This window comes from Aeromicrobium stalagmiti (assembly GCF_013283745.1).
GTDB lineage: Bacteria > Actinomycetota > Actinomycetes > Propionibacteriales > Nocardioidaceae > Aeromicrobium > Aeromicrobium stalagmiti.
Map to the genome: position 1 here is coordinate 530,790 of NZ_JABSTZ010000002.1, position 16,572 is coordinate 547,361.

17 protein-coding genes are annotated in these 16,572 nt (G+C 69.8%); 4 read left to right on the top strand and 13 right to left on the bottom strand.

All coding sequences use genetic code 11. The features are described from left to right. Window positions 1-26: 26 nt before the first annotated feature. On the top strand, window positions 27-2,087 hold the full coding sequence (locus HQK15_RS11530) for a sensor domain-containing protein (RefSeq protein ID WP_173491601.1): 2,061 nt from the start codon (window positions 27-29) through the stop codon (window positions 2,085-2,087). Between the two features lies 1 nt (window position 2,088). Here HQK15_RS11530 and HQK15_RS11535 read toward each other — a convergent pair whose 3' ends face one another. Next, complete coding sequence (locus HQK15_RS11535) at window positions 2,089-2,913, bottom strand: aldo/keto reductase (RefSeq protein ID WP_173491602.1); 825 nt, start codon at window positions 2,911-2,913, stop codon at window positions 2,089-2,091. A gap of 20 nt (window positions 2,914-2,933) precedes the next feature. Next, a complete protein-coding gene (locus tag HQK15_RS11540) occupies window positions 2,934-4,586 on the bottom strand; it encodes an FAD-binding dehydrogenase (RefSeq protein ID WP_173491603.1) in 1,653 nt (550 codons plus the stop codon). 70 nt (window positions 4,587-4,656) lie between these two features. Between HQK15_RS11540 and HQK15_RS11545 the strand changes: the two genes are divergently transcribed. Further along, window positions 4,657-5,184 carry a hypothetical protein gene (locus HQK15_RS11545; protein WP_173491604.1) on the top strand — a complete coding sequence of 176 codons (528 nt, stop codon included), beginning with the start codon at window positions 4,657-4,659 and terminating at the stop codon, window positions 5,182-5,184. Window positions 5,185-5,323: 139 nt separating this feature from the next. Continuing rightward, window positions 5,324-5,935 (top strand): hypothetical protein, encoded by a 612-nt coding sequence (locus tag HQK15_RS11550; RefSeq protein ID WP_173491605.1) that lies wholly within the window; start codon window positions 5,324-5,326, stop codon window positions 5,933-5,935. A 155-nt stretch (window positions 5,936-6,090) separates the two neighbouring features. On the opposite strand, the gene HQK15_RS11555 is transcribed toward HQK15_RS11550, so the two are convergent. Continuing rightward, window positions 6,091-7,344 (bottom strand): geranylgeranyl reductase family protein, encoded by a 1,254-nt coding sequence (locus HQK15_RS11555; RefSeq protein WP_173491606.1) that lies wholly within the window; start codon window positions 7,342-7,344, stop codon window positions 6,091-6,093. Window positions 7,345-7,389: 45 nt separating this feature from the next. Here HQK15_RS11555 and HQK15_RS11560 point away from each other — a divergent pair, with 45 nt between their 5' ends. Further along, a complete protein-coding gene (locus HQK15_RS11560; protein WP_173491607.1) occupies window positions 7,390-8,115 on the top strand; it encodes a queuosine precursor transporter in 726 nt (241 codons plus the stop codon). A gap of 249 nt (window positions 8,116-8,364) precedes the next feature. Here the strand turns inward: HQK15_RS11560 and tgt are convergent, their stop codons facing one another. The 10 genes from tgt to HQK15_RS11610 all read right to left on the bottom strand — a co-directional run bounded on the left by tgt (window position 8,365) and on the right by HQK15_RS11610 (window position 16,513). Continuing rightward, complete coding sequence (gene tgt / locus HQK15_RS11565) at window positions 8,365-9,570, bottom strand: tRNA guanosine(34) transglycosylase Tgt (protein WP_173491608.1); 1,206 nt, start codon at window positions 9,568-9,570, stop codon at window positions 8,365-8,367. A 4-nt stretch (window positions 9,571-9,574) separates the two neighbouring features. Further along, a complete protein-coding gene (locus HQK15_RS11570; RefSeq protein WP_173491794.1) occupies window positions 9,575-10,246 on the bottom strand; it encodes a M50 family metallopeptidase in 672 nt (223 codons plus the stop codon). After that, window positions 10,243-10,647, bottom strand: a complete 405-nt coding sequence (locus HQK15_RS11575; protein ID WP_173491609.1) for a tetratricopeptide repeat protein — start codon at window positions 10,645-10,647, stop codon at window positions 10,243-10,245. Before HQK15_RS11575 ends, HQK15_RS11570 begins: the two co-directional genes overlap by 4 nt. A 50-nt stretch (window positions 10,648-10,697) precedes the next feature. Then, window positions 10,698-11,360 (bottom strand): hypothetical protein, encoded by a 663-nt coding sequence (locus HQK15_RS11580; RefSeq protein WP_173491148.1) that lies wholly within the window; start codon window positions 11,358-11,360, stop codon window positions 10,698-10,700. 10 nt (window positions 11,361-11,370) lie between these two features. After that, window positions 11,371-11,991 (bottom strand): NAD(P)H-dependent oxidoreductase, encoded by a 621-nt coding sequence (locus tag HQK15_RS11585; protein WP_173491610.1) that lies wholly within the window; start codon window positions 11,989-11,991, stop codon window positions 11,371-11,373. A 39-nt stretch (window positions 11,992-12,030) separates the two neighbouring features. Beyond that, the gene (locus tag HQK15_RS11590; protein ID WP_173491795.1) at window positions 12,031-12,693 is read right to left on the bottom strand and encodes a DUF998 domain-containing protein; all 663 of its coding nucleotides are present in this window, start codon (window positions 12,691-12,693) and stop codon (window positions 12,031-12,033) included. Continuing rightward, window positions 12,690-13,859, bottom strand: coding sequence for a cystathionine gamma-synthase (locus tag HQK15_RS11595; protein ID WP_173491611.1), 1,170 nt, complete (start codon window positions 13,857-13,859; stop codon window positions 12,690-12,692). The genes HQK15_RS11590 and HQK15_RS11595 overlap by 4 nt, the downstream gene beginning before the upstream one ends. Next, on the bottom strand, window positions 13,856-15,229 hold the full coding sequence (locus HQK15_RS11600; protein ID WP_173491612.1) for a cystathionine beta-synthase: 1,374 nt from the start codon (window positions 15,227-15,229) through the stop codon (window positions 13,856-13,858). Before HQK15_RS11600 ends, HQK15_RS11595 begins: the two co-directional genes overlap by 4 nt. A gap of 16 nt (window positions 15,230-15,245) precedes the next feature. Beyond that, window positions 15,246-15,854 (bottom strand): hypothetical protein, encoded by a 609-nt coding sequence (locus HQK15_RS11605; RefSeq protein ID WP_173491613.1) that lies wholly within the window; start codon window positions 15,852-15,854, stop codon window positions 15,246-15,248. Window positions 15,855-15,982: 128 nt separating this feature from the next. Further along, window positions 15,983-16,513 carry a DUF6318 family protein gene (locus tag HQK15_RS11610; RefSeq protein WP_173491614.1) on the bottom strand — a complete coding sequence of 177 codons (531 nt, stop codon included), beginning with the start codon at window positions 16,511-16,513 and terminating at the stop codon, window positions 15,983-15,985. Between the last annotated feature and the right edge of the window lie 59 nt (window positions 16,514-16,572).

Consider the following 16,572-nt stretch of genomic DNA (forward strand, 5'->3'; position numbering starts at 1 on the left):
CAGTCATGACCCCCAGGAGGCCGGGCGTGGAGCCTGAGATCTTCTCACGCACCGACGACGAGAGCACGATGCTCCGTCAGATCATCGAGGCGACGCCCAACGCGATGCTCATGGTCGATCCACGGGGACGCATCACGCTCGTCAACACCCAGACCGAGGCGCTGTTCGGCTACTCCCGCGACGAGCTGCTGGCGATGGACGTCGAGCAGCTGATCCCCGAGCGGTTCCGCGAGCACCACACCTATCGCGACGGCTTCTTCGACCGACCGGACCGCCGTGAGATGGGCGCCGGACGCGAGCTGTTCGGACGTCGTAGGGACGGCACCGAGGTGCCGATCGAGATCGGCCTCAACCCCATCCAGATCGCCGACGAGCAGCACGTCCTGGCGTCGGTCATCGACATCACGGAGCGACTGTTCGTCCAGGCGATCGAGAGCGCGAAGCACGCTGACCGTATGCGGCGGTCGATCCTCGACAGCCTGCCGTTCAGCATCATCGCGTCGGACGCCGACGGGACGATCGTCACGGCCAACCCGGCCGCGGAGCGGCTCCTCGGCTTCGATCGCGACGAGCTGGTCGGGTCGCCGATCGGGGCACTGCGCGACAGCGTCGACATGCCGCTGCTGGCGACGCGTCCCGACGCGGTCGACGAGCGTGAGGTCGACTACAGCCGCAAGGACGGCACGACGATCCCGGTCAACGAGGCGATCTCGCTGATCGCGAGCGACGACGCGGAGGTCACCGGTGTGCTGTCGGTCGCCTACGACATCACGCAGCGCCGTGAGGCCGAGGCGTTCATCCGGCACATGGCCCACTTCGACTTCCTGACCGACCTGCCCAATCGCACCCAGCTGTTCGAGCGGCTCGACCACGACCTGCGACTCGCCGTCCGCCACGGCCGGGGCGTCGCCGTCACGATGATCGACCTCGACCACTTCAAGCGCGTCAACGACTCGCTCGGTCACCACGTCGGGGACGAGCTGCTGGTCAAGATGGCCGCGCGCCTGCGTGCCCAGGTGCGTCCCGACGACATGGTGGCCCGGCTCGGCGGCGACGAGTTCGTGATGGTCTTCACGGGCTTCGACAGCTCCGAGCAGCTGCAGCGGCGGATCGCCTCGGTGCTGAAGGCGATCCCCGAGCCGATGGTCTGCAGCGGCCACGAGATCATCGTGACCGCGAGCCTGGGCATCGCGACCTACCCGCTCGCGGGCAGCGACCCCACGACGCTCCTCAAGCACGCCGATGCCGCGATGTACCAGGCGAAGAAGGCCGCGCGGAACTCCTACCGGTGGTTCGAGCCGTCGATGCTCGACGCCACCAACGACAAGCTCGCGATGGCTGCCGCCCTGCGGCACGCGCTCGACCGCGACGAGATCTCGGTGTCCTACCAGACGCAGGTGAGCCTCGAGACGGGTCGCGTCGTGGGGGTGGAGGCGTTGGCGAGGTGGCACACCTCCGACGGTCGCGACATCGGCCCGGACCGGTTCATCCCCGTGGCAGAGGACAACGGGCTGATCATCCAGCTCGGCGAGTGGGTGCTGCGGCGGGCCTGCGCCGACACGATGACGATGTCGCAGGAGGTCGGCTTCCCGCTCACGCTCGCCGTGAACGTGTCGCCGCGCCAGTTCCACGACCGCTCGTGGCTGGACGTGCTGCAGCGGGCGCTCGACGAGTCGGGCCTCCCGGCGGACCGGCTCGAGCTCGAGATCACCGAGGGCATCTTCATGGACGACCCGCTCGACACGATCGACGTCATCCAGACGGTGCGCTCGCTCGGCGTCTCGATCGTCGTCGACGACTTCGGCACGGGGTTCTCCAGCCTCGCCTACCTGACCCGCTTCCCGATCGACAAGATCAAGATCGACCGCTCGTTCATCTCCGACGTGGTCGTCGACGCCGCGGACGCGGCGATCGTCAACACCATCATCGTCATGGCCCACACGCTCGGCATGACGGTCGTGGGCGAGGGCGTCGAGACGTCCGCGCAGGAGACCTACCTGCGCGACCGGGGCTGCGACGTCGCCCAGGGCTTCCGCTACAGCAGGGCGGTGCCGCCGGACGCCATCGCCGCCGCGATCGGCTCCTAGGTCAGTACTCCTCGTGCGTGCGCGGGTCTCCGCCGATGCGCTGACCGGTCTCGAGGCCGGCGATGTGCTGCAGGTCGTCCTCGTCGAGGTCGATCTCGAAGATCTCGAGGTTGCTGCGGAACCGATCGGGGGTCGCCGACTTGGGGATGGGCGCGGCACCGATCAGCGTGTGCCAGCGGAGCACGACCTGGGCGGGGGAGACGTCGTGCTTCGCGGCGATCTCGGCCAGCACCGGGTTCTGCAGCAGGTCGCTGCCGCGACCGATCGGCGTCCAGCTCTGGGTGATCGTGCCGAGCCGGTCGTCGGCCGCGCGCTGCTCGGCCTGGGGGAAGTAGGGGTGCAGCTCGACCTGGTTGACCGCCGGTGCGACCCCCGTCTCGGCGACGATCCGGTCGAGGTGCTCGGGCAGGAAGTTGGAGACGCCGATCGACGTCGTCAGGCCGGCGTCGCGCAGCTCGATGAAGGCCTTCCACGTCTCGACGAACAGGTCGGCGCTCGGGTTGGGCCAGTGGATGAGGTAGAGGTCGACGTGGTCGAGGCCGAGGCGCTCCAACGACGCCTCGAGCTCGCGGCGCGGCCCGTCGGTGCCGTGCGCGTTGCCGGGCAGCTTGGTCGTGACGAACAGCTCGTCGCGGGGGACCGGGGCGTCGGCGATGCCCTGACCGACCTGGGTCTCGTTGTCGTAGCGGGTCGCGGTGTCGAGCAGCCGGTAGCCGGCGGCGACTGCCTCGACGAAGAGGGCGGGGTCGTTGATCGAGTAGGTGCCGAAGCCGAGGACGGGCATCTGACGTCCGTCGTTGAGCTCCACGAGGGGTGCGAGAGTCATGCTTCGAGCGTACGAGACACCTAGTCGACCTGCTGGGCTGCAGCGCGTCCGGCGGCACGACCGCTGAACAGGCAGCCGCCCAGGAAGGTGCCCTCCAGGCTGTTGTAGCCGTGGACACCGCCGCCGCCGAACCCGGCGACCTCACCCGCGGCAAACAGTCCCTCGACCGGCTGCCCGTCGGTGCCGAGCACCTGCGAGTCCAGGTTGGTCTCGAGGCCGCCCAACGACTTGCGGGTCAGGACGTGCAGCCGCACGGCGATCAGCGGGCCCTTGCCCGGGTCGAGGATCTTGCGCGGCTTCGCGACGCGGATCAGCCGGTCGCCCCGGTAGGCCCGGGCCTGGCGCAGCGCCGCGATCTGCAGGTCCTTGGTGAAGTCGTTGTCGAGCTCGCGGTCACGGTCCTCGACCTGGCGGCGGACCAGCTCGAGGTCGACGGGGGAGTCGGGCGTGAGGGCGTTCATCCCGGCCACGAGCTGCTCGATCGTGTCGGCGACGACGAAGTCCTCGCCCTTGCTCTTGAAGGCCTCGACCGGGGTCGTCGCGCCCTTGGAGAGGCGCTCCTTGAGGAGCGTCCGGACGCTCCTGCCGGTCAGGTCGGGGTTCTGCTCCTGCCCGGAGAGGGCGAACTCCTTCTCGATGATGGCCTGGGTGAGGACGAACCACGAGTGGTCGTGGCCGCTCTGGCGCAGCAGCTTGAGCGTGCCGAGGGTGTCGAAGCCCGGCAGGCCCGGGACGGGCAGCCGGCGGCCGGCGCCGTCCAGCCACATCGACGAGGGGCCCGGCAGGATGCGGATGCCGTGCATCGGCCAGATGGGGTCCCAGTTCTTGATGCCCTCGACGTAGTGCCACATGCGGTCGCGGTTGATGTGGCTGGCGCCCGCCCGCTCGGCGATGGCGAGCATGCGGCCGTCGACGTGGGCCGGGACGCCGGAGATCATGTGCTCCGGCGGCGTGCCGAGCCGGTCGGGCCAGCTGGCGCGGACGAGGTCGTGGTTGCCGCCGATGCCGCCGGACGTGACGATGACGGCTTGCGCACTCAGGGTGAACTCGCCGATCGACGTCCGCGACGTGGGGGCCGCCCGTTCGGCGTCCGTGGGCTCGAGGACCTGCCCGCGCACGCCGGTCACGGCACCGCCGGTGACGACCAGCTCGTCGACCTGGTGCCGGAACGCGAGCTGGACCAGACCCTTCTCGTGTCCCTCGCGGACCATCTTCTCGAACGGCTCGACGATGCCCGGGCCCGTTCCCCACGTGATGTGGAAGCGGGGCACGGAGTTGCCGTGGCCGCCGGCGAGCCCGCCGCCACGCTCGGCCCACCCGACGACCGGGAAGACGCTGTGTCCCTTGGCCTTCAGCCACGACTGCTTCTCGCCGGCGGCGAAGTGGACGTAGGCCTCGGCCCACTGCCGGGGCCAGTGGTCCTCCTCGCGGTCGAACTGCGCACTGCCCATCCAGTCCTGCAGCGCGAGGTCGACGGAGTCCTTGATGCCCATCCGGCGCTGTTGCGGGGAGTCGACGAAGAAGAGCCCTCCGAACGACCAGAAGGCCTGGCCGCCGATGCCCTGCTCGCCCTCCTGGTCGACCAGGACGACCGAGCGTCCGGCCTGCACGAGCTCGGCGGTGGCGACGAGGCCGGCCAGACCGGCACCCACGACGATGACGTCTGCATCCATGCCGCGATTGTGTCGCACGGCCTCGGCGAACCGGCCTCGCGGGGGCGTTCCGGGCGGTAGCCTGCCGGTCATGCGGATCGTCAGCCTCTCCCTGCGCGCCGCAGCGTTGGTCATGACCGGGCTCGCGTTCCTGCTCGGATTCACCTCCGACTTCCTCGAGGCGACCGTCACGGCCGACCTCGGCGAGGGCAGCACGGAGTTCGCCGAGACGAGCACCCAGTCCGCGTGGCACCAGGTCGGCATCCTGGCCGAGCTGGGCATCGCCGCGGGTCTCGTCCTGCTCGCCGTCGGCACCTCGCTGTTCGCGGCACGTCACCCCAAGCGGCAGACCGTCGACCTGATGGCGGCCGGGGCGCTGGCCGGGTCGCTCGTGCTGCTCGGCATCTACGTGCTCACCGTGGGGCCGTCCACGCAGGGCAGCGCCAACCTCGACGTGAGCGTGACGCCGGGCGGTCCGGGGGTCTTCGCGATCATCCTGCTGGTCACCTCGACCCTCGCCGCCGTGGCGGTCGGCGCGTTCCCGCGGGACGACGACGAGCTCGACAGATCGGTCGACCACCTCGGCGAACGGTCCGACAGCGTCCCGCCGACGCCCTGAAGTCGACCTCGGGTCAGCCGCATTACCACACTCCCGACCTGCGACTCGCCACGTAAATAGGGCGTGAAATGACTACTTGTGGGGGTCCATCGGGACTAGATTCGACCCGTAGACATTCATCGTTGGGAGAAGAAGAACCATGGCCTTTGATTTCAAGACGGTCGGCAAGAACGACCAAGTAGCACTGGTGGCGGGTGCCATCACGGTGGTGCTGACGTTCTTCCCCGCCTATGCCAAGGCAAGTGTCAGCAGCGGGACGTTCAGCGTGTCCCAGACCGAGAACGCGTGGATCGAGTGGGCGACGCTGGGCACCCTGCTGCTCATCGCGGCCTTCGTGCTCGTCGTCCTGCGGGTGGTCGTCGGCAACGTCCTGCCCGACGGTCTGCCGTGGAACCTGATCACCGCGGCCGTCGCAGGCCTCGGAACCCTGATCCTGGTCCTCTACGTGTTCACGTTCGGTGGCGACATCCCCTCGGGCGTCGACGCCAGCACCGGTCCGGGCTGGTCCGGCTGGATCCTGATCGTGGCGGCCATCGTGTTCACGGTCTTCGCGTTCCTGGGCTTCAAGGACTCCGGCGAGAAGGTTCCCGAGTTCAACAAGCCGGGCACGGCCACCCCGCCCGCCGCGCAGACGCCGCCCCCGGCCACCCCGCCGGCCCCGCCTGCCGCTCCGGCTCCGCCCGCGCCGCCTGCCGCGCAGACGCCGCCTCCGACCGAGCCCCCGGCTCCGCCCGCACCGCCGGCGAGCTGACGCTCGCTGCACCACACTGCACGACATTGGCCGGCGTGATGCCGGCTGCACGATGAAGGGCCCGGCCTCGGCCGGGCCCTTCATGCGTCGTCAGGCGATGCCTGCTGAAGGGGTCAGGACGAGATCGGCTTGTCAGGCGAGGCCTGCTGAAGGGGTCAGGACGAGAACGGCGGGCGGTCGTCGAGCCGCACCGACTGGCGCCCGGCCCAGCGCCACAGGCGGGCGGTGAGGTCTCGGTCCTCGTCGGTGACCAGGTTGCCCATGACCCGCAGGGCGAACGTCATCAGCGTGTGCGAGCGCATGCCGAACGGTCCGGCGGTCGGCAGCAGACGGGGAATCGTGATGAGGCCCGCGAGGCGTCGTGCGATCGAGAACGCCTCGCCGTACTGGCTGGTGAGCAGGGCGGGCCACGCCCTGGCGAGGTCGGCGCGTGCATGCAGGAGGTCGGCGATCTCGCGCCCGGTCTCCATGCCGTAGTCGATTCCCTCGCCGTTGAGCGGGTTGACGCACCCGGCGGCGTCGCCGATCAGGGCCCAGTTGGGGCCGGCGACGCCGGAGACGGCGCCTCCCATGGGCAGCAGGGCACTGGTCGGGATGCGCAGCTCGCCGCTGAGGTCCCACTCCTCGCGCCGCAGTGACGCGTAGTACTCCATCAGCGGCCGGATCTGCAGGTCGGCGGGACGCTTGGCGGTCGCGAGGGCTCCGACGCCCAGGTTGACCTCGCCGTCGCTCAACGGGAAGATCCAGCCGTAGCCGGGCAGCAGCTCGCCGTCCTCGCCGCGCAGCTCGAGGTGGGACGAGATCCACGGATCGTCGCTGCGGCCGGACTTGACGTACGAGCGACCGGCGACGCCGTAGGCGGTGTCGCGGTGCCACTCGCGTCCCAGCACACGACCCAGCGGCGAGCGGACGCCGTCGGCGACGACGAGGCGCTCGCACAGCACGGTGTGGGGCGTGCGGTCCTTGCCGACGTTGAACACGACTCCGGTGACCCTGCCGTCGCCGTCGCGCACGGCGTCGACGGCGCGGGCGCCCTCGAACGGCGTCGCGCCGGACTCGACCGCGACGCGGAAGATCTTGTCGTCGAGCGTGGTGCGGGGGACGGCCGAGCCGTAGTCGGGCAGCGAGCCGCCGGGCCAGGGGAGCAGGAGCTCCTGGCCGAAGCCGGCCGCCCGGAGCCCGCGGTTGGTGCCGTGGCTGCGGACCCAGTCGCCGAGTCCGAGCCGCTCGAGCTCGAAGATCGCCCGCGGCGTGAGGCCGTCGCCGCACGTCTTGTCGCGCGGGAACGTCGCGGCGTCGGCGAGCACGGTGTCGAGCCCGGCCCGAGCCGTCCACGCGGCGGCGGCGGAGCCTGCGGGACCGGCGCCCACGACCAGGACGTCGGTGCGGGTCGGCCACTGGTCGCTCATGGATCGATTCTCCCAGAGGGGTGGGCGACTGGCAGGATGGGGCGCATGAGCTCTGCGGCCACATCGGCACAGCCCGACCACGAGGTCCACTTCGCGTCGCGCGGATCGTCCTACTACGACGTCCTGCTCGCGGTGTTCTGCGTCGTCCTCGTCGTCTCCAACATCGCGGCGACCAAGGGCACCCAGTTCTTCTCCGGCGACGTCTCGCTCGGCCCGGTGCAGATCATTCCGGTGTTCTCCGACGGCGGGGCGGTGCTGTTTCCGCTCGCCTACATCATCGGCGACGTGATCTCCGAGGTCTACGGTCTGCGGGCCGCGCGGCGGGCCATCCTCGTCGGCTTCGGCACCGCGATCATGACGTTCCTGACCTTCCTGGTGGTCATCGAGCTGCCGAGCGCGGAGTTCTACGAGAACCAGGCTGCGTTCGAGAGCGTCGTCTGGTCGGGCCTGCAGATCGTCGCGGCGTCACTCATCGCCTACGTCGTGGGCCAGTTCCTCAACTCCTACGTGCTGGTGCGCATGAAGGCCCGTTCGGCCGAGCCCGGTCTCTGGCGTCGTCTCGCCGGGTCGACCGGTGTCGGCGAGGCAGCGGACACGTTGATCTTCTGCGCGATCGCAGCCTCGGCGATCGGCATCTCGACCGGCGGTGACTTCCTCAACTACTTCGTCGTCGGGTTCTTGTTCAAGTGCGCGGTCGAGCTGCTCGTCATGCCGCTGACGATGGTCGTCATCCGCGTCCTCAAGCAGCGCGAACCCACCTACTTCGCCTGACCCTAAGGTTTCGCCTGACCCCACGTACTTCGCCTGACCCCACCTTTTCGGTTTACCACGGTCCCTACGCAGTTTGCGTCGGGCGGACGGTCCTCCCGGGGCAAACCTCGTCCTCCCGAGGACAATCTGCCGCGGGCGGACGATGACTGCCCCGGGCGGAGAGCATCTCCCCCGGGCGGACGCCTCCGCCCTACGCAGTTGTCGTAGGGACCGTGGTAAACCGAAAAGGGTGGGGCGGACCAGGCGGGGTCAGGCGTAGAACCGGGCGAGGAAGTCGTCGCGGAAGTCGGTGAACGTGCCGGCGTCGATGTGGTCTCGCATGTCGTCGACGAGGCGCACCGTGAACCGCTCGTTGTGGATCGTGCAGAGCGTCGCCGCGACGTACTCCTTGGTCTTGAACAGGTGGTGGAGATAGGCCTTGGAGTAGTGCGCACAGGTGTAGCAGTCGCACTCCGGGTCGATCGGGCCGAAGTCACGGCGCGACGCCGCGACCATGACGTTGTAGCGACCCGTCATCGCATAGACGCGCGACGATCGGGCCACTCGTGACGGCGAGACGCAGTCGAACGTGTCGCAGCCGTTCTCGACCGCGGTGAACAGGTCGTCGGGCTCGCTGATGCCGAGCAGGTGACGCGGCTTGTCGTCGGGGAGCTCCTCGTTGACCCAGCGCACGATCGTTCCGAGGTTCTCCTTCTCGATCGCCCCACCGACACCGAATCCGTCGAAGCCTCCGCCGTCACGGTCGAGGCCGACGAGGCCGCGCGCGGCCTGACGGCGCAGGTCCTCGTGCTGGGCGCCCTGGACCACGCCGAAGAGGGCCTGTCGCGGCTTGTGCGACCGCTCCTCGTCGAGCCGCCGGTGCTCGACGAGGCAGCGCTCGGCCCACGCCTGGGTACGAGCCAGCGACTGCACCTGGTAGTCCTTGGTGTTCATCAGCGTCGTCAGCTCGTCGAACGCGAACATGATGTCGGCGCCGAGCTGGTGCTGGATCTGCATCGAGACCTCGGGCGTGAACCGGTGCATCGAGCCGTCGAGGTGCGACTTGAACGTCACGCCGTCGTCGTCCACCGTGGCCAGGCGGTCCTTGCCCTCGGCGATGACGTCGTCGGCCTCGACCCCCTTGGAGTCCATCGACAGGGTCTTCTGGAAGCCCGCTCCGAGCGACAGCACCTGGAAGCCACCGGAGTCGGTGAACGTCGGGCCCTGCCAGTTCATGAACGTGCCCAGCCCGCCGGCCTCGTCGACGATGTCGGCGCCGGGCTGCAGGTAGAGGTGGTACGCGTTGGACAGCAGCGCCTGCGCGCCGAGGTCGGCCATCGCCTCGGGCAGCACGGCCTTGACCGTGGCACGGGTGCCGACCGGGATGAACGCCGGCGTGCGGATCTGCCCGTGCGGGGTGGAGATGGTGCCCGTACGCCCGAGGGCACCTTCGAGCTCGGTGCCGACGGAGAACATGCCCCTATCCAACCAGCCAGACCGCGCCGGCCAGCGCCCCGCCGGTCAGGACGATGAACAGCCCGTTCCACACCGCTGCCGGCAGGACCGTCAGCCGCGCCAGCACGTCGGCGTCGGTGGTGCGCGTACGAGCCCGCCGCCGGTGGCCCCACAGGTCGAAGGCGGTGCGCGGTGCGGCGACGAGCAGGAACCAGGCGAAGGTGAGCGCGGCGAAGTCCTGCACGCGGTCGGGGGCGCGCCACACGAGCAGCGAGACCGCGGCGCCGCTCAGCAGCACGACGAGCAGGCCGAACCAGTTGCGGATGAAGACGAGCATCAGGGCGAGCGTCGCGATGCCGGCGTAGAGCGCCCACGCGGTGCGGTCGTGCTCGACCAGCACGACGGAGACGAGGCCGAGCGCGGCCGGCGCGAGGTAGCCCGCCGCGGCGGTCGCGATCATGCCGGCACCCCGGGGCTTGCCGCTGGAGACGGTGAGCCCCGAGGTGTCGGTGTGCAGCCGGATGCCGTTGAGCCGCCGCCCGGTGAGCAGAGCCACCAGGGCGTGCCCCGCCTCGTGCACGAGGGTCACGACATGGCGGGTGACGGCCCACGCGGGCGGCACGACGATCAGCAGGACTGCTGCCGCCGCTGCCGCCCACGTGGGGTCGAGGCCGTCCAGTGCGTCCAGGACCGTCAGCCCGTCTGACGATCGACGAGCTCGACGCGGGTCGCGTCGCGCGGGGAGGCGCCCATCGCCGCGGCCATGCGGTGGTGGACGGCACCGTCACGGTGACGGCTCTGCCGGTCGAGCGACAGGCCGAGCGCGGTCCGTGCCCAGGCGCTGGTCGGCTCGAGGTCGACGAGACGCTGGAACGCCTGCTCGGCGGGGGCGAGCTGCGCCGCGGCGAAGTGCGCCCGGCCGAGCAGCTCCCACGCGCCGGCGTGGGCCGGCTCGGCGTCGACGACCTTGCGGAGCACCCGTGCAGCGTCACGCGGGAACCGCGAGTCGAGCAGCTCCTCACCGAGGCGGAAGGCGTCGAAGATCTCCATCTCGGCGATCTTCTCGTCGGAGATGTTGGGGGTCATGTAGATGGTCATGGTGCGCTCCTCTCAGTGAGTTGCTGGCGTCAACGTCGCAGGTCAGGCGTTCATTCCGCGGGGGTCGCCGTCGACTCCGTGGGGGTCGGCGTGCTGGCGGTCGGCGTGGGTGTCGGCGTCGAGGCGGTCGGTGTGGGAGTGGCGGTCGACGACGTCGGATCGGGGGTCGGGGTCGACGTGGTCGCGGTCGGCGTGGGCGTCGGGTCGGGGTCGGCCGGCTCGTCCTTGTCACCCCTGGTGCCGCCGAACGTGTCGCCGATCGTCGTGCCCCCGGAGCCGTCGAGGGTCTTGCCTGACACGAGCTCGATCGCCGAGATGGTGCCCAGGGCGAGGGCCACGACGGCGACCGTCGTCACGATGATCGTCTTCCAGTGCAGCCGCGGCTTCTCGTCGGTGACGACCTCGGCCCGCTCCACGGGGGAGTGCTCGGCCTCGGCGACCTCCTCGAAGGCCTCGGCGATGTCGCCGTCCTGCACGGCCTTCTGCACGATCGTCCCGCTGGCGGTCTGGACGATGAGCGTGCGGCTCTTCTCGAGCGTCCGGCCGTAGAGCGCCGATCCGATGGTCGAGACGAAGCTGGCGACCGCCACGCCGATGAGGGTGCCCGCGACACCGAGGCGGGACGCGAGCCACGCGGCGGTCACCGCCGCGAGGGCGCTGGCGATCACCTGGAACCAGGACACCTCTCCGAGGAGGCTGCGACGTTCGGACATGCCGACCAGACTAGGAGACGGCCCCGAACGTGTCGGCGGCGAGCGTGCCGACCTCGTCGATCCACGCGGCCCGCTGCTCGTCGGAGGAGTCGGTGACGGGGCGCAGCACCCGCCGGGTCACCCGCGGTCCGCCCAGGTAGGGCGCCACGCAGCGTCCCCAGATCGAGGCCAACGGATCCTTGTAGAGGGTCTCCTCGCGCTCGTCGGTGGTGTCGGAGGTGTTGACGACCAGCAGGTCCTGGATCGGGGCGAGCGGCTCCGGATAGCCGGTGGCGTCCTCGAGCCGGTAGGCGACGCCGGGCACGACGATCCGGTTGATCCATCCGGTGAGGATCGCCGGCGGCATGCCCCACCAGTTGGGGTGCACGACGGCCAGACCCTCCGCCTGGCGGAGCTCTTCACGGTGCAGGGCGATGGTCGGGTCCTCCTCGCGGGCCAGCACCGACTCGATCTCCTCGCCGCTGGTGTGCGACTCGTACGTCGTGAGGATCGGGTCGAACCGCTCGGCGTACAGGTCGTGCGACCGCACCTCGTGGCCGAGACCGATCAGCTGCTCACCGATCCGCTCGGCGAGGGCGTGGCAGTAGCTGGTCGGCCGAGGATGGGCCAGCAGCAGCATCACGAGACTCATGACCAGATTCTGGCAGCACCGGGTGTCGTCCGCCGAGGATCACGCGCCGTCGAAGACGGTCTGTCGTCGTCCGGGCGGCGACGGTGGGTCGCCCCGGCGCGGGAAGACCGCCAGCGCGATCACCGCGACCCAGAGGTAGCCGGGCCACAGGGCGAGCCGCTCGAACGCGCCGACGTACGCGGTGCCGTCGGCCAGCAGCACCGCGGCGAATCCCACGACGCCCGCCGCCGAGAGGGCGGCGACCCCCATCGTGCTCCGTGACCGCAGGCTGAGGCCCATCAGCAGCAGGGCGAGCGGCTGCGCCACGAAGATCGGCACCGCGACCAGAGAGTGCAGGGCGCCGTCCTCGTTGACCGGCACCAGCCCGACCCCGATCGAACCGAGGCCCGAGACGCACCAGAGCGCGACCGCGAGTCGTCCGGTCAGTCCCGACATGGCCTGGCGCCCGAGCAGCAGCGCGCCGAGCAGCAGGGTCAGGCCGAACCACATGAACCCGAGGTTCATGCCGGCGTGCCAGTCAGAGCACAGCACGTCACCGCGGATCGTGCGGCACGCGGTGTTGCCGAGGTCGCTGATCGTGCTGTCGGCCAGCGAGTAGTCCGACGACGTGCGGGTCGAGACGACCAGCTCGGTGACGACGTACAGGGGCTGGAGGGTCCAGAGCGTCGCCCCGAGCAGGGCCGCGCGGCGTGCGGTGATCAGCTCAGTGCCTGCTCGAGGTCGCCGATCAGGTCGGTGACGTCCTCGATGCCGACCGACAGGCGTACGAGGTCGTCGGGCACCTCGAGCAGCGAGCCGGCCGTCGAGGCGTGCGTCATGGCGCCGGGGTGCTCGATCAGCGACTCGATGCCACCCAGGCTCTCGGCCAGCGTGAACAGCTCGGTGCGCGCACAGAAGTCGAGCGCCGCCTGCTGGTCCTTGAGGCGCACCGAGACCATGCCGCCGAAGCGCTTCATCTGGCGCGCTGCGACCTCGTGGCCCGGGTGCTCGGGGAGCCCCGGATAGAGGATCGACGAGATCGCCGGGTGGCCCTGCAGGAAGTCGACGACGGCCTCGGCATTGCTGCAGTGCTGCTCCATGCGGACCGCGAGGGTCTTGGCGCCGCGCATCGTGAGGAACGCGTCGAACGGTCCGGGCACGCCGCCCGATCCGTTCTGCAAGAACGCGAACGCGGTGTCGAGCTCTTCGTCGTCGGTGACGAGCGCGCCGCCGACGACGTCGGAGTGACCGCCGAGATACTTCGTCGTCGAGTGCAGGACGACGTCGGCGCCGAGGTCGAGCGGCTGCTGCAGGTAGGGCGACGCGAAGGTGTTGTCGACCACGAACGTCGCGCCGGCCGCGCCTGCGATCTCGGCGATCGCCGGGATGTCGCCGACGTTGAGCAGCGGGTTGGTCGGCGTCTCGATCCAGATCGCCTTGGTGGTGTCGCGGACGGCGGCGCGGATCGCGTCGAGGTCGTTGACGGCCGCCACGGTGTAGGTGATGCCCCACTGGCTGAAGACCTTGTCGATCAGCCGGAACGTGCCGCCGTAGGCGTCGTCGGGGATCACCAGGTGGTCACCGGGGCGCAGCAACGACCGCAGGGCGCAGTCGGTCGCCGCCATGCCCGAGCTGAACGCCCGGCCGTACGTGCCGCCCTCGAGCGCCGCGAGGTTGCCCTCGAGCGCCGTGCGGGTCGGGTTGCCGGTGCGGGCGTACTCGTAGCCGCCACGCATGCCGCCGACGCCGTCCTGCTGGAACGTCGAGCTGGCGTAGATCGGCACGTTGACCGCGCCGTTCTCGGCGTTGGGGGCATATCCGGCGTGGATGGCGCGGGTGGCGAAGCCCTGCGTCGTGCCCTCGTCGGCGGTGCTCTTGCGGGTGCTCATACGTGGACTCCGAGCAGGTCGTGGCGGGTGAGGACACCGAGCGGCTTGCCGTCCTCGACGACCATGACGGCGTCGCTCTCGCTGAGCGCCTTGAGGGCGTCGTCGAGGCTCTCGCCCGAGCCGAGCAGGGGGAGCGGTGGCTCCATGTGCTGGGACACGGGGTCGGTCAGCTGGGCGCGTCCCTCGAACACGGCGCTGATCAGTGCGCGCTCGTTGACGCTGCCCGCGACCTCGCCGATGACGACCGGCGGCTCGGGACCGACGACCGGCATCTGGGAGACGTTGTACTCGCGGAGGATCTCGATCGCGTCGCGGATCGTCTCCGACGGGTGCGTGTGGACCAGCGCCGGCATGCCGCCGGACTTGCTGAGCAGCAGGTCGCCGACCGTCATGGCGTGCGGCTTGCCGTCGAGCGGCTCGCGCAGGAACCCGTACGACGACATCCAGTCGTCGTTGAAGATCTTGGACAGGTAGCCGCGGCCGCCGTCGGGCAGCAGCACGACCACGAGGGCGTCGGGCCCGGCCTCGGCCGCGACCTGCAGCGCCGCGACCGTCGCCATGCCGCAGGACCCGCCGACGAGCAGACCCTCCTCGCGGGCGAGGCGGCGTGTCATGTCGAACGAGTCGGCGTCGGAGACGGCGATGATCTGGTCGGGGATGCTCGGGTCGTACGCGCTGGGCCAGAAGTCCTCGCCCACGCCCTCGACGAGGTAGGGGCGCCCCGTGCCCCCGGAGTAGACCGAGCCCTCGGGGTCGGCGCCGATCACCTTGACGTCGGGGTTCTGCTCCTTGAGGTAGCGCCCGACGCCGGTGATGGTGCCGCCCGTGCCGACGCCGGCGACGAAGTGCGTCACCTTGCCGTCGGTGGCTTCCCAGATCTCGGGGCCCGTGGTCTCGTAGTGGCTCTCGGGGCCGGCAGGGTTGGAGTACTGGTCGGGCTTCCAGGCACCCTCGGTCTCGCGGACGAGCCGGTCGGACACGTTGTAGTAGCTGTCGGGGTGCTCGGGCGGGACGGCCGTGGGGCACACGACGACCTCGGCGCCGTAGGCGCGCATGGTGTTGCGCTTGTCCTCGCTGACCTTGTCGGGGCACACGAAGATGCACTTGTAGCCGCGCTGCTGGGCGACGAGCGCGAGGCCGACACCGGTGTTGCCGGACGTCGGCTCGACGATCGTGCCGCCGGGCTTCAGGGCTCCGGATGCTTCGGCGGCGTCGACCATCTTGACCGCGATGCGGTCCTTGGCGCTGCCACCGGGGTTGAGGTACTCGATCTTGGCGGCCACCGTTGCCGATCCGGCGGTGGTGACGGAGTTGAGTCTGACCAGCGGGGTGTTGCCGATCAGCTCGACGATGTGGTCTGCAATGGGCATGCGGCCATTCTTGCACTCACGGCTTGGTGAGGACGGGCGCCGCTTCCTTGACGTCCAGCTCGGCGACCGGACCGGACGCGACGAGGGTCTGGCCGAGGCCCTGCCACGCCCCGCCGTCGACGCGATAACGGACGCGGTAGGTCACGTCGACCCGCGCGCGGACGCCGTCGGCGGCCTGGCGATAGCGGTGCGTCACGTCCATCGCCGGGTAGGGCCTGCCCGGCCGCGACGTCGACCGGGTCGTGCCGTCGCCGTGCACCCAGCGGTAGCGGACAGGTGTGGCGTCGAGGTCGACGTCGAACCCCAGCAGGTCGATGCTGCGCTGGAACGGCTGCGGCTGGGTGTAGAAGATCGTCGCCACGTTGACGAGGGTCTCCTCGCCCGGCTGGATCTTGACCTCGAGGCTCGGGAGCCCGATCTCCCGGGCAGCTCGCAGGATGTCGCCCTCGGTGAGCTCCGGACCCTCGGGGTCGGTGGGATCGGTGGGTCGGGCGGTGCGGCAGCCGTAGATCGAGTTCTCGGGGTCGACCCGGCAACGGGTGAAGGTGGGTGTCGGGCGGTTTCGGGACTTGGGGTTGCTGGTGACGGGGGAGGTGGTGCGGTCGATTGACGGAGCCTGACGCACGACTCTGACGCCTTCGAGTCTCAGCGATGGCTTGCGCTTGGACGGGTTCACATCGACGTCGGCTTGAGCAGACATTGGCGCGAGTGAAAGCGCTAGGGACAGAGACACGACCTGTACCCAGAGCGACTTCATTTCACGTCACCTAGTCCCAGTTGCTGAACGCGCCAACCCTCGGAATCACGAGCCGCGGCGAAGCTGACTCTTGTGGTTTCGCCAGATTCAGCTGTCTCAGTCGAATCCGCGCTTGATCGGCCGCGGCCGTCGGCGACATCGACTCTGGTGGTCAGGAAGGTCTGTTCTGATTCGATCTCCAGGCTCAGATCGCCGATGGTCCAGTCGCCGCCCTTGAAGTAGCCGCCCGCCTGGTAAGTGTCGCGGTAGAGGTCGATATAGCTCTGACACCCCTCGCAGGCAGGGGAGGACAGCCTGCTCAGCTCTTCCACGTCTCCGGTGCTGGCGGCGTAGTTGAAGACGTCGACGTAGTGCTTGACGAAGGCTGCTGCGCCCTCGGGGGTGTCCTCGCGGGCCTGGTCGGGCATCGCCGGCGGAGTGACGGTCGGCGTGGGCGGCGACGAACGAGTGGGCTCGACCGGCTCTGGATCAGACGAGCAGGCACCGAGCAATAACGCCGTGACGAGAACAATTCCCCCGAATCGCATGGCCAAAAACTACCGAAGCACCGGCGTTTCGGTAAGTCCCGGCGCCAGATCTGTGGACA